Annotated in this window: 9 protein-coding genes; 3 read left to right on the top strand and 6 right to left on the bottom strand. The window is 66.4% G+C overall.

Annotation, left to right across the window (positions count from 1 at the left end; genetic code table 11):
* Window positions 1–87: 87 nt before the first annotated feature.
* Both purS and purQ read left to right on the top strand, forming a co-directional pair.
* Entirely contained in the window at window positions 88–321 is a 234-nt protein-coding gene (gene purS, locus DM450_RS10525; protein ID WP_142634639.1) for a phosphoribosylformylglycinamidine synthase subunit PurS, read from the top strand.
* Complete coding sequence (purQ, locus tag DM450_RS10520) at window positions 321–998, top strand: phosphoribosylformylglycinamidine synthase subunit PurQ (RefSeq protein WP_142634637.1); 678 nt, start codon at window positions 321–323, stop codon at window positions 996–998. The genes purS and purQ overlap by 1 nt, the downstream gene beginning before the upstream one ends.
* A 92-nt stretch (window positions 999–1,090) precedes the next feature.
* On the opposite strand, the gene DM450_RS10515 is transcribed toward purQ, so the two are convergent.
* Genes DM450_RS10515 through DM450_RS10505 form a run of 3 tightly spaced genes read right to left on the bottom strand, consistent with a single transcriptional unit; the run spans window position 1,091 to window position 3,701 of the window.
* Window positions 1,091–2,629, bottom strand: a complete 1,539-nt coding sequence (locus DM450_RS10515) for a TadE/TadG family type IV pilus assembly protein (RefSeq protein ID WP_142634635.1) — start codon at window positions 2,627–2,629, stop codon at window positions 1,091–1,093.
* Window positions 2,626–3,174, bottom strand: coding sequence for a TadE/TadG family type IV pilus assembly protein (locus DM450_RS10510; RefSeq protein WP_142634633.1), 549 nt, complete (start codon window positions 3,172–3,174; stop codon window positions 2,626–2,628). Before DM450_RS10510 ends, DM450_RS10515 begins: the two co-directional genes overlap by 4 nt.
* A complete protein-coding gene (locus DM450_RS10505; RefSeq protein WP_142634631.1) occupies window positions 3,174–3,701 on the bottom strand; it encodes a TadE/TadG family type IV pilus assembly protein in 528 nt (175 codons plus the stop codon). Before DM450_RS10505 ends, DM450_RS10510 begins: the two co-directional genes overlap by 1 nt.
* A gap of 259 nt (window positions 3,702–3,960) precedes the next feature.
* Between DM450_RS10505 and DM450_RS10500 the strand changes: the two genes are divergently transcribed.
* The gene (locus tag DM450_RS10500) at window positions 3,961–5,391 is read left to right on the top strand and encodes a globin-coupled sensor protein (RefSeq protein WP_185928587.1); all 1,431 of its coding nucleotides are present in this window, start codon (window positions 3,961–3,963) and stop codon (window positions 5,389–5,391) included.
* Window positions 5,392–5,489: 98 nt separating this feature from the next.
* On the opposite strand, the gene DM450_RS10495 is transcribed toward DM450_RS10500, so the two are convergent.
* The 3 genes from DM450_RS10495 to DM450_RS10485 all read right to left on the bottom strand — a co-directional run bounded on the left by DM450_RS10495 (window position 5,490) and on the right by DM450_RS10485 (window position 12,504).
* Window positions 5,490–7,766 (bottom strand): DPP IV N-terminal domain-containing protein, encoded by a 2,277-nt coding sequence (locus DM450_RS10495; protein ID WP_142634627.1) that lies wholly within the window; start codon window positions 7,764–7,766, stop codon window positions 5,490–5,492.
* Between the two features lie 114 nt (window positions 7,767–7,880).
* Window positions 7,881–9,734 carry an Svx/AvrXca family virulence/avirulence protein gene (locus tag DM450_RS10490; RefSeq protein ID WP_142634625.1) on the bottom strand — a complete coding sequence of 618 codons (1,854 nt, stop codon included), beginning with the start codon at window positions 9,732–9,734 and terminating at the stop codon, window positions 7,881–7,883.
* A gap of 16 nt (window positions 9,735–9,750) precedes the next feature.
* Window positions 9,751–12,504: a DUF5695 domain-containing protein gene (locus DM450_RS10485; protein ID WP_142634623.1), complete on the bottom strand. Its 2,754-nt coding sequence runs from the start codon at window positions 12,502–12,504 to the stop codon at window positions 9,751–9,753.
* Window positions 12,505–12,517: the final 13 nt, after the last annotated feature.

The raw sequence follows: 12,517 nt of genomic DNA, 5'->3' as shown, positions 1-12,517 counted from the left end.
AATACACTCAAACCTTGCCCCGAACCGATCTCGGCGTCATAGGCGCACTAATTCGAATCTGCGCTCCGCGAAGCGAAAGGTCCCCAGATGAAAGTCCGCGTCCACGTCAGCCTCAAGCCCGGTGTTCTCGACCCGCAGGGCCGCGCGATCCACCACTCGCTCGAAGGCCTCGGCTTTGCCGGCGTCAACGACGTGCGTGCTGGCCGCCTGTTCGAACTGGACGTGGCCGAGACCGTCACCGACGAAGCGCTCGACGACATGTGCAAGAAGCTCCTCGCCAACATGGTGATCGAGAACTACCGCATCGAGAAGGTCGCCTGATGGCGTTCCGCTCCGCTGTCGTCACGTTCCCGGGTTCCAACTGCGACCGCGATCTGGCGGTGGCGCTGGAGAAGATTTCGGGCACGGAATGCATCCGCGTCTGGCACGGCGATGCCGAACTGCCGGACAACCTGGACTTCATCGGCCTGCCCGGCGGTTTCTCTTATGGCGATTACCTGCGCTGCGGCGCCATCGCCTCGCGCTCGCCGGTGATGCGCGCGGTGATCGAGGCCGCGAACAAGGGCGTGCCGGTGTTCGGCGTCTGCAACGGTTTCCAGGTGCTGACCGAAAGCGGCCTGCTGCCGGGCGCGCTGCTGCGCAATTCGGGCATCCGTTTCGTTTGCCGCGACGTGACGCTGAAGGTGGAGAACGCCCAGTCGCTGTTCACCTCGGGCTATGAGGCCGGGCAGGAGATCTCGATCCCCGTCGCCCACCACGACGGCAATTACCACGCCGATGCGGAAACGCTGGACCGCCTCGAAGGGGAAGGCCGCGTGGCGTTCCGGTATGCCGGCAACGTCAACGGTTCGGCCCGCCAGATCGCCGGCGTGCTCAACCAGGCCGGCAACGTGCTGGGCATGATGCCGCACCCCGAGCGCGCCATCGAGGCAACGCACGGCGGCACCGATGGCCGTGCGCTGTTCGAAAGCGCGATCCGCGGCATGGTCGGCGCCTGAATTCACCATCCACCGGCGCCGTCCGTCGGCGCCGTACACCGACTTCGGTCGATAGAACGCCCCCGGCAACGGGGGCGTTTTTTGTCGGGGCGTCAGCGGGCCAGGCGGGCGGTCTGCACGGTCAGCGCAAAGAGCGCGGCAAGAGCGTCGGATATGCTCTGGTCGGTGGTGACCTTGTAATAGAGCGTGGTGCCGTCCGGCCGGGCCGAGGCGCAGGATTGCAGCGCCGGTTCCACATTGGAAAGATAAGGGGCGACGTTGGACTGCGACCAGGCGTCGCCGGTCAGCGATTCCGGCAGATACTCGGTATAGAGAATGGCGATGCGGATGCCGCGGTTCTTGATCGTCGTGCAGTCCGCCAGGTTCTGGGCGTTGAACTCGCGGTTCCAGCGGCTGGAGCCGTAAAGTTCGTCGGACAGGCCGTCGGTGATGATGAACAGCACCCCCTGGGGGGTGGCGCTGCTCGATCCGTCGCCGGGGTTGGGCATGGTCGTGTTCATCTGGGTGAGGGCGTTGTGCACCTCGGTGCCCTGGTCGTTGTTGCACAGGCTCGAGGTCGGGCAATTGTTGCGGTACCAGTTGTCCTGCATGTTGTAGAAATTGGGCACGTCGTAGCTGGCCATCTGGCTGACGTCGGTCATTGACGAGGTGATGGTCCTGACCGGGCCGCTGGCGGAAGGATGGGTCCAGTCGAAGGTGAAGAGTTGCAGGCGGTAGGTGACCTGGTTGTTGCGTGCCGCCGTGATGGCGACCGGGATCAGGTTCTGCGCGGCGGTCTCTTCCTCGTCGATGCGCAAGGTGATGTTGCTGCCACCGTAGAGCGCGGCGTAGTTGCGGGTCAGCCAGTAGCTGTCGGCATACTGGCCGTTCGCCTTGGTGTAGACGGTGCCGCTGGTGCAATAGACCCGGGTCGAATCCGTCGAGGAGACCGGGCAGGCGTTGCCGCTGGCGAGATCGAGCCACATGTCCTTTCCGGCGGCGTTGCGCACGTAGATGGCGTCGGTGTGCGGGTTCAGCGTGTGGCAGGCGAAGGCACATCCGTTGGGCAGGCTGGAATTGCTGGTGGCGCTGCGGATGGCCGTCAATCCGGTGCTGGTGGAGGGCAGCAGCATGGACGGCGAAATGTCCATCAGCAGGTAGAAGTTGATGTTCGGCGCGACGGTGGCGTCGGCGGTCACGGAACCGGCGATGGGCAGCGTCGTTGCGCCGAGGATGCCGCCGAACAGGTTGATCGAGGCAGCCTTGTAGCTCACCGTGACCGAACGCCCGGTCGTCAGGCTGCCGCTGGACGTCACCGCGACGGTCGGGTTGGCGGCGGAATCGTAAACCATCCCGGACAGGCCGGAGACCTGGGCGTTGAACATCGCGCGCGCGGCGGCGGCGGCGGCGCTGTCGGACTGGCGCATGGCGGCGACGTTGACCGCGGCAAGGGCGGCGGCGTCGGCGGCGGCGTTCATCCGGGTGCGCAGTTGCAGCGCGCGGCCATAGTCGATCGCAAAGCCCACCGCGAAGATCAGCGGGACGATGGCAAAGGCGAACAGGATCGTCACGTTGCCGCGCCGCCCCAGCCGCCCGCGCAGCAGCCGCCGGCCAGGCGCTGCCAGGCGGGAGAGGCGCGCCGTGATGGTCATGACAGCGGCACCGAATCCGAGACGCGCGGCAGCATCATGATCCTGTCGGAGAGCGTGTAACTGCCGATGTTCCCCCAGGGCAGCGCGGCGGTGTAGGTGTAGGTCACTTGCCCGAGGATCACGTAGGTCCCCGTGGAGGTCATGTTGGCGGGCACGGTGACGGTGGAATTGGTCGCCAGCGCGGATCCGTTGAGCGCCTTGCTCCAGACTACCGTTGCGGTCGTGCTGCTGGCGACCCGGACTTCGCTGAGCACGATCACCGCATTGCTGACGGCATATGGGGCAAGGACTTTTGCGCTGGCGCCCAGAATGGCTGCCGCCTCCGCCTGGGTGAGGCTGGGGTAGCGGGTGGTGAGATCGGCCACCGAGCGGGCAGTCGTGGTGACCTTGCGGCTGCAGGCGAAGGCATCGGCGAACGTGAAGGTGCCAAGGTAGAGCAGCAGCAGCACCGGGAAGGCGAAGGCGAATTCGACCAGCGCGAGACCCGTGCTGTCCCGCAGGAACCTGCGCGCGACCAGACGGAGCGGAGCGCGGGCGGGGGCCATCAGTAATATTCCGACTTGAACACGCTGGTGGCCAGCAGCAGGCGCTTGCCGCCCGGCTGGTTGGATATGTTGAAGCCGAGCGGGCCGCTCGAGGTCGGCCAGAGGTACATGAAGCGCACCACCACGATCGCCGCCTGGCCGCCCGGCGTGTAGGCGAAGGACGTGGTGACGTTGCCGTTGCTGTCATAGGTCAGCACCGGCATGCCGGTGTCGGCGGAGGAGAAGCTGCTGGCGGTGCGCACGTCGACCATCAGGCCGGAGCAGTTCATGTAGCTGGGCAGCGAGGAGCACGCCGCCGTCTGGAACTGGGCGGCGTTCATCCCCGCCTGCTGGGCCTGTCCCGTCGCCAGCAGGCGGCTTGCGGTCTCGGTTGCCCCTTCGAGGCCGTCCTGCGCCAGATAGACGAGCGCCACTTGCAGGATCGCGACCAGCACGGCGAGAAAGACCGGGGCGACGATGGCGAACTCGATGATCGTCGCGCCGCCGGTGTCGCAGGCGATGGGCCGGATGGAGCGGGGAACGCGCATTCGTTCAGTTGCCTCGGGTGGACACCGGCACGGCATAGGCCCGCGAAGGCTAATCGGCGGTTGGATCGCGGCTAGGGAACAGTCCTGAGCAGGCGGGCAAGGGCACCCGGAAATTCCCGGATATGGGACAGGGGAGCGGCGAAAAAGCGCGGGGTTCCGCCAAAAATGACAGTCACCCAGCCGAAATTCGGCCCTGTCTTCCTATCATGACACGGGGGACATTCATCATCGCGCGATGATATTTGCGAAGGAAGCAGATTTGACGACCAATACCATCGGGGAACGGCTGGCGTTCCTCGAATTCGATACCGCGCAGCGCCGTGCCCTGGCCTCTGCGCAGCCTCTTCTGCGGCGCTGCATCGGCCCCGCACTCGACCGTTTCTACGACCGCGTTCGCCAGACCCCGACGCTTTCGGCGATGTTCCGCGATGCCGCGCACATGGACAAGGCCAAGGCCGCCCAGGTGGCACACTGGATGGAAATCTCGACCGCCCGGTTCGATCACGACTACTACGAGGCGGTTTCGCGCATCGGCAAGATGCACGCGAAGATCGGGCTGGAGCCGCGCTGGTACATCGGCGCCTATGCGCTGATCCTCGAAGAGATCATGACGGCGGTGGAACGCTCCGCCAGCCCGTGGCGGCGGCTGCTGCGGCCGGGCATTTCGCCGGGCAAGGTGAGCCGTGCGCTGGTCAAGGCGGCGATGCTCGACATGGACCTGTCGATCTCGATCTATTTCGAGGAGGCCGAGGCCGAGCGGTCGCAGGCGATCGATTCTCTCGACCGGGCGATGTCGCGGCTGGCGGCGGGCGATCTGGTCCACGAACTCGACGATCTGCCGGACACGTTCCTGTCGCTGACCCGTTCCTACAACAAAAGCCTTGGCAACTTGCGCAGCACCATCGGTTCGGTGGTCCAGACGTCGAGCGCGATCCAGGGCGGCGCGGGCGAGATCGCGCGTGCCTCGGAAGACCTTGCACGGCGCACCGAGAGCAACGCGGCCAGCCTCGAACAGGCGGCCGCCACTCTCCAGCAGGTCGAGGACCGGGTGAAGGCGACCGCCAGCGGGGCTTCGGAAACCCTGGGCATCGCCGGCGGCGCGCTCGATGCGGTCGGCCAGGGACGCGACGTCGCGGTCGACGCGGTGCAGGCCATGCGCACCGTGCATGAAAGCGCGCGCGGCATCGACGAGGTGATCGAGGGGGTCGACAAGATCGCCTTCCAGACCCGCGTCCTGGCCATGAACGCGGCGGTCGAGGCGGGCCGGGCGGGGGACGCCGGGCGCGGTTTTGCGGTTGTCGCCGATCTCGTCAGTTCGCTCGCCATGCGGGCCGAGGAAGAGGCGCGCAAGGCCCGCGACGGGCTCAGCACCACCCGTGCCCAGATCGACGAGGCGGCCGGTGCGGTCACCCGCGTCGACACCGAACTGGAGCGCATCGCCGTCGAGGTCGAGCGGGTCCACAAGCTGATCGGCACGATGTCGCGCGACAACGATGCCCAGGCGGCCGCCATCTCCGAGATCAACACCGCGGTCGGCATGATGGACCAGGCGACGCAGCAGAACGCGGCGATGGTCGAGGAGACCTCGGCAGCGACCCGATCGCTGTCTTCCGATGCGACGGCGCTGGCCGCGCAGGCGGGCATGTTCCGGATCGGCGAGGATCGCGCCGCAGGACGTTTCGCCGCGTAATACCGCGGCGCGCCCGGCTTGAGCCGCCGCATTCCGGTATTGGCGAAGCATTGGGAAATGCGGTGCGGCGCATTTCCCAATAGGCGCTTATCGCCGAGTCATTGCTGCAGGCTGCGGACAAAGAAGGCCGAGAGACGGCGCGTCACGTAGTCGATCGGGCCGGTCGAGCGGCCCACGGTGTGCTCGCCGCCGGGCACGACGAGAAGGTCGAAATCCTTGTCCGCCTTCACCAGTGCGTTCACCACCTGCATCGTCGAGGCGGGATCGACGTTGCTGTCCTGCTCGCCCACGATCAGGAACAGCTTGCCCTGCAGCCTGGCGGCATTGTCCACGCCCGAGGCATCGGCATAGCTCTTGTCGACCGGCCAGCCGAGCCACTGCTCGTTCCAGCTGATCTTGTCCATGCGGTTGTCGTAGCAGCCCGCCATGGCGACGCCGGCCTTGTAGAAATCGCCGTGGAACAGCAGCGCATTGAGCGTCGATTGCCCGCCCGCCGAGGCGCCGTAGATGCCGACGCGGCTGATGTCGTAGGACGGGTCCCTGGCGGCCATGGCCTTGTGCCAGAGGATGCGGTCCGGGAAGCCGGAATCCTGCAGGTTCTTCCAGGCGACGTCCTGGAATGCCTTCGAACGGTTGGCGGTGCCCATGCCGTCGATCTGCACGACGATGAAGCCGAGGTCGGCCAGCGCCTGCATGCCGATCACCTTGTCGCCGCCCGAATGGTAACCGAAGGGCCAGAAGGTCTTGGGAACGAAGCTGTCGTGCGGGCCGGCGTAGATGTTCTCGATCACCGGGTACTTCTTTGCCGGATCGTAGTCATGCGGGCGCACGACGAGGCCCCAGATGTCGCTCTTGCCGTCGCGGCCCTTGGCGGTGAACACTTCGGGAGCGTGGAAACCGGCGGCGGTGAGGCGGCTGATGTCGCCCCTGGTGATCGTCGCCACTACGCCGCCGTCGCTGCTGCGGTGCAGTTCGCTGACGGTGGGCATGTCCACGCGCGAGTAGGTATCGACGTAGAACTGCATGTCGGGCGAGAAGCGGGCGGTGTGGTCGGCGCGCTCGGGGGTGAGCGGCGTCAGGTTCCGACCGTCGAAATCGATGCGGTAGTAGTGGCGGAAATAGGGGTCTTCGCCCGCGTTCATGCCGCTGGCGGCGAACCAGATCTGGCGCTTCGCGTCGTCCACCTTGACCACTTCGCGCACGACCCAGTTGCCGGTGGTGATGCGGTTCCTCACCTTCCCGGTCTTGCCGTCCATCAGGTAGAGATGGTTCCAGCCATCGCGCTCGGAAGCCCAGACGATCTCGTTTCCGAGCCCGTTCACGTCATGCGCGAAGCGGCGGTCGGCGTAGAAGAAGGTCCTGGCATCTTCGGTGACGGCGGCATGGGCCGCGCCCGTCTCGGCATCGACGGCGATGATCCGCGCCTGCCCGAAACCGCGCTTGTCGTAGTCGAATTCCACGCTCTTGCCGTCCGCGCGCCAGCGGGGCTGCGAAAGCTGGTAGGGATTGGGGAACAGCGCGGGATCGACCACCGTCTGGCGCCGCGTTGCCACATCGAACAGCACCGGCTGCTCCTGATCGACGGCATCGCCGGGCTTGGGATAGAGCTGGCTGCGCAGGGCGGGCTGAAGCTGGCCACCGGGCGCGGCTTCCACGCGCAGCACGTGGCGGGCAAAGCCGGGGCGCACCCGGTAGATCATCACATGGCGGCTGTCGGGCGACCATTCGATGGTTTCGGGATCGTAGAAATTGCCCTCGGTGCCGTCGCTGCTGAGGCGCATGCGGTCTTTCGAACCAGCAGGACGGACGACGAGGTTGTTGTCCTCGACCAGCGCTTCCCACTTGCCGTCGGGCGAGAGGCGCGGGTGGTTGTCGGCGGGCACCGAAAGGTCGCGCACCACGCCAAAGCCGCGCGGGCGGCGCGGGTCGGCTTCCGGGGCGCAGCGATAGTCGGTGAGCGTGCAGCGCCACCCGGCATAGTCGATGCCGAAACCGATCAACTGGCGATCCGGCCCCCACGAGAACTGGTCGAACGGCAGGCGCAGCGGATCGATGGTCTCGCCCATCGCTTCGCCGAGCGCCCTGGCGAGCTTCTGCTGGTCGAAGGCCGGGGTCTTTGCCCGCGTGCGCAAGTCATAAGTCTCGAACGCGAAGCCGCCTTCCACGGTCTTGCGGTAGGAGAAGGCGCTGCCGTCGGGCGTCCAGCTGGCCGGCCAGGCGATCTCGCGCGTCAGGTACTGCCAGTCCGCACGCAGCGATACCGAGCGGGCCATGTCCTCGGCGCTCGGCGCGGCAAGGGCGTGGACAGGGGCGAGCGACACCGCGCTCGCGGCCAGCAGAAGGGCCGCGCGGGCGTGACGGAGGGGAGCAAGCATGGATCGAAAAACCTCTGTGCGGATCGGCAGGACGCGGGGGAAGGCCCCGGCGCAATGCGCTCTTAGATATCGTATACGAAATTTACGCAGCGAGGCAATGCGGGACGGGTGCGATCAGGGAATCCAGCGGTAGTCCGGTTTGGCGGTGACTTCCGGCACGGGTGCGGCAAGGTCGGCGCCGTGCTTGGGGTCCTTGGTGGTTTCCTGATCGACGAAGCCGTAAAATACCCCGCGCGAGGCCGAGCCGCCGCGCTGTTCGACATCGCCGATGGTCTGCGCGGTGCCCGAAAGGACGATGCCTTTCTCGTACTCGCCGATGCCGAGCATGGCGGTCGCCGCGCGGGCGTGATCGCGCAGCACGGTATCGCCGCGCAGCACGGTCATGCCTGCAATCACCGCATCGTCCCGCACCTCGGCCTTGTCGAGCACGACCGCGTGGTCCTCGATCCGCGCATGGCCGGAGACGGTGCCGGAGATCACACGCGCATATGGGCCAACCCATGCGGTCTTCGCCACATCGGCGGCGGGGCCTACCCAGCCGCCGCCGTTCTTGTGGCGATGGCCGCCGGGGATCGGTGCGGGCGCGTCGGGCAGGGCGCCTTCGAACTGCACCATCCACGGATAGCGGTAGATCGAATACCAGGGCTGGTCCCAGCGGATCTTCTGCATCTTGAAGGGCGTGGCCATGACCACCAGATAGAGCCCGCTATCGCCGGGCCGCACCGCGATCGAGGCCGTGCCCTTGGCACCGCGCTGGAGCGGGGTGTAGCGGCTCTTGCCGTCCGCGCCGACGGCCACCACGCCCCAGCGCCAGTCGGAAGCGGGCGGCGGGATCGTGTCGGGCTCGTCGGCAAGGCCGGGCAGCGCGGTGACGGCGCTGGCCTGCTGCACCACGCCGCGGAACGTCACGCGCACTTCGCCGGCACCGGCATCGGGGTGGAGCTTCACCACATTGTAGCCCCAGCGCTGGGGTGCGGCCATCTCGGGCACGGCGAAGCGGCGCCGGGCGGTATCGATCGGATCGAGCACGGTGGCCGAGAGGATGCCGGCGTCGGTGGTCTGGTCGTAGCTGCCGTAATTGCGGCGCAGGACCTCGCCCTGATCGCTGCCGTCGGGATTGGTGTAGTCCCAGTTGGCATTGTGCAGCGCCCAGTCGCCGAAGGTGTCGTTGAGCTGGTCCTGTGTCCATCCCATGTTGCGCTGGAGGACGCTGAAGGGATCTTCGGTGAGGCGCGCGGGATCGTCCTTGCCCGGCGCCTTGCGCCAGATGTCGTTGACCGCGTCGAAACCGTGGGTGTCCTTGAGATATTCGAAGAACTGCCAGTTGCAGTACCGCGTCCGGGTCGAGCCGTAATAGAGGTGCGGGTACTGCTTGAGCAGCACCGAGCAGTGCGTGTTCTGGCGGAATTCCGGCAGTTGCACGGTCATCCAGTTGGCGTGGCTCTCGAACATCCAGCCGGTGAAGGGCGAATCCATCAGGCGGCCGGTCGCGGTCTGAAGCGCGTGGGTCAGCTCGTGGGCCAGCCCGAACCGGTCCTTGAGCGCACCCGGATCGATCCACATGCCCATGTGACCGAGCGAGTCCGCGCCGCCGCTGAGGCCATACCCCACGCCGATATAGGCATTGACCTTGAACTTCTGAGGCGAACCGCAATGGGGGGTGGGAAAGCGCAGGGTGCCGAGGAAATAGCTCCAGACATATTCGAGATGCGCGGCGGCGGCCTTGGCCACTTCCGGTTCCACCGTGCCCGGCTTCCAGTGCAGCGCGAAGTGGGCGCTTTCCATCTGGAGGGGCAGGGCGGAATTGGCGGCGTCCGACGGATCGGTCGCCGCGACTTTCCATTCCCCGGCTACGCAGGCCGCGCTCGGTGTGGAGCCGGTAGCCGGGGAGGCAGCCATCGCCGCGGACGGAAGGGCCGCTCCAGGGACGGAGAGCGCCAACGCCGATGCCTGCAGGAAAGTCTTCATCGTCAGCTGTCCTTTATCAGCGGGGAGTCAGCGTGACGGTGGTGGCTGCAGCGGTGAGCGGGATGGCGTAGCCGTCGCGGTCCGCCGTGCCGGTGTCGGTCGCATACGTGCGGCCGCCAGCGGTGGTGGTCTCGAACAGCAGGCGCGCGGCCGGATTGGTGGCGCTGGCCGGATCGAGCGTGAGGGTGACCTTGCCGGTCTTGCTGTCATAGTCGGCGCTCGTGATGCGGCCGGCTTCCAGCGTGATCCAGAGGCCTGCGGGCGCCACGAACAGGCGGCGGCGGGCGCCGTCCTTGGGGGCGAGGCTTACGGTGCTGCCCTTGGTGGTGAGGTCGCCGCCGAAGCCGATCCAGCCGAACTGCGGGTCGTTGACCATGTAGCTCGCCGCGGTGATCGCATGGCCGTAGAAGCCCATGCCATAGTCGCCGGTGATGGCATCCCACTTCATCATGTCCGGCCAGGAGTGGAACGCGGCCGAGCCGAAGCCCTTCTGGTCGATATTGGTGATCCCGCCCATCATGCCGCCGTAGGCAACGCGCAGCAGGTGCAGGTCTGTGGGGTTCTGGCGATAGGCGTCGAACAGCGGCACCGCGTTGAGCGCGGAGCCATAGTGGTGGATCTGCCGCTCGATGCGCGAAACCTTGCCGCCATAGAGGAAGTCCCAATAACGGCGGGCATTGCCGTTATAGCCCCAGCTGGGGATCGTGGGATCGTAGCCGAGGATAACCTCGCGCGTCTCGTCCGCCTGCGGCTGGAAGCCGAAGTAGCGCATCCAGGCATAGACTTCGGGCTGGCCGGTGGAATCCCAGGCCATCTCGCTGCCGAACGGATACTTCATCGAACGCCAGTGATCGGCGCGCTTCTTCATCAGGCCTTCCATTTCGGTAGCCTCTGCGGTCATGCCTTCGCGCTTCAGGTCCTTCAGGATATCGACAAAGACGTCGCCTTCCATCTGGCCGAACTCGGCATAATAGGGCGCATCGCGCATCATCGCGACGGTCGTGCGGTAGGCCCACTCAAGGTAGAACTTCCAGTCGTGCTGCTTGACCAGCCCGGCATTGTCGCGGGCCAGGCGGTAGAGCACCCAGTGGCCGATGGCGACGTGCGGATAGTTGTAGGAGCGGCCGAGATCGCCGGCATCCTTCTTCGACCACGCGGTCCAGTTCTTCCAGTTGATCTTGGGATCGTAGTAGTTCGGGAACTCGACCGGATCGTAGTAGAAGATGCTCTTCTTGACGGCACCGGCCTGCGGGCCGTCCTTCACCTGCAGGGTGCCCAGCACGGTCTCGTTGACGAGGCGTTCCAGCTTGGCGACTTCTTCAGGGCTGGGATTGTCGAGCTGCTTCATCATCGCGGCGACCCACGAACCGGCGCCGCCTTCGTCGCTCATGCCCGAAACCCAGACGCGGCCGTCTTGCGTCAGGATCTTGTTGTCCTCCCGGTCGTAGGAGAGGATCGCCGGGCTGCGGTGGAAGGGATCGCCCTTGCCTTCGAACCACTGGTCGGTGGTGGTGAAGTGGCCGATGTCGGCCATCACCTGATCGAGCGGCTTGGTGATGTAGTAGCTGACGGTCTGCTTCTGCCCGTCCGCATACGTCACCGTCAGGCGCGCCTGACCCCAGCCGCTGGCCTTGATCTGGTAGCGGGCCCAGCCGCTTCCGCTCTTTTCCGAGGTGGCGGTGAGTGAACCTTCAGGGAAGGATTCGATCTTGGCGACCTTGCTCGGCGTCTTCAGGAACAGGCTGGCCGTCTGGTCGGTCGGCACGACATAGCCGGGAATGCCGACCGCGACCGGGCGCTTCTGGGCGACCAGCGTATCCTCGATCGCGCGGATGCTCGGCGCGGTCACGAAGCGCAGGCCGATCGTGCGGCTTTCGCCCGGGGCCAGCGTGATGCTGGTCGGCTCGTTCCACTGCTGGCCGGCCTTGGCCCATTCCTTCTCGGCAAAGCCCTTGCTGGCGACGGTCCAGTCATAGAAGCCTTCGGAGACCTGCGTGCGCGGGCTCCTGTCGGTGAAGATGTCGCCGTTACGGGCGGCGCGCGCCTCGGCAATCGGGCGATAGGCTTCGAGCGGGGTGCCCTTCTCGGGCAGCACCAGCAGCGCCGGGCCTTCGCCGTTCAGACGCGTGACCTGCAGATAGCCCGCATCGCGGCCGATATAGGGATCGACGAAGCTCGCCTGCGCGTGGGCGGAATCGAGGTCGCGGTCGAGGATGATGTTGTCGAACACCATCGGCATGCCGAGGCCGCCGATCTCGACGGCGGCGCTGCTGGTGTTGACCAGCGTGAAGCGCAGCGCGAGCACGCCATCCTCGTTTACCCAGCGGCGCTCGACGCGCAGCGGGATTCCGGCTCCCATCGAGGCGGTGATATCGGCGGCAGCGAGCACGCCCTTGCCGCCCGTCAGCGCCGCGATCTGCTTGCGGGCATGGGCGGAGGAGAAGTCCTGCCAGTCCGACCCTGCGGTCTTCAGGCGGATATGGATATCGCCGATGTGGACGTAGCCGTCGGCCGCACGCTCGGCCTCACGGCCCGCAGGAACGAAGTCGAAAGCGGCATTGCCCTTGGGCGAGAGGTGGGCAAGCGTCTGCGTATCCGCGCGCAGCGCCAGATCGAAGGCCGGGGTCTGCATCTCGGTCTTCTGGATCGGCGGATAGACCGGCTTCGGTTTCTCCGCTTCCTGTGCCTGCGCCGCCGCCATCGGCAGCGTAGCGGGCACCGGCGCCAGCACCAGCGCGATCAGGGGGAGGGGCTTCAGAAGACGCTTCATGTCAAATCCTCGC

The sequence above is a fragment of the Sphingomonas sp. IC081 genome, assembly GCF_006874585.1.
Classification (GTDB): domain Bacteria; phylum Pseudomonadota; class Alphaproteobacteria; order Sphingomonadales; family Sphingomonadaceae; genus Novosphingobium.
The sequence above is the reverse complement of the archived record's forward strand: the minus strand, read 5'-3'. Positions and strand labels throughout refer to the sequence as shown.

Bases quoted from the DNA above. Each gene is read 5' to 3' on its own strand.
- purS (WP_142634639.1), top strand. From the start codon at position 88: ATGAAAGTCCGCGTCCACGTCAGCCTCAAGCCCGGTGTTCTCGACCCG.
- purQ (WP_142634637.1), top strand. From the start codon at position 321: ATGGCGTTCCGCTCCGCTGTCGTCACGTTCCCGGGTTCCAACTGCGAC.
- DM450_RS10515 (WP_142634635.1), bottom strand. From the start codon at position 2,629: ATGACCATCACGGCGCGCCTCTCCCGCCTGGCAGCGCCTGGCCGGCGG.
- DM450_RS10510 (WP_142634633.1), bottom strand. From the start codon at position 3,174: ATGGCCCCCGCCCGCGCTCCGCTCCGTCTGGTCGCGCGCAGGTTCCTG.
- DM450_RS10505 (WP_142634631.1), bottom strand. From the start codon at position 3,701: ATGCGCGTTCCCCGCTCCATCCGGCCCATCGCCTGCGACACCGGCGGC.
- DM450_RS10495 (WP_142634627.1), bottom strand. From the start codon at position 7,766: ATGCTTGCTCCCCTCCGTCACGCCCGCGCGGCCCTTCTGCTGGCCGCG.
- DM450_RS10490 (WP_142634625.1), bottom strand. From the start codon at position 9,734: ATGAAGACTTTCCTGCAGGCATCGGCGTTGGCGCTCTCCGTCCCTGGA.
- DM450_RS10485 (WP_142634623.1), bottom strand. From the start codon at position 12,504: ATGAAGCGTCTTCTGAAGCCCCTCCCCCTGATCGCGCTGGTGCTGGCG.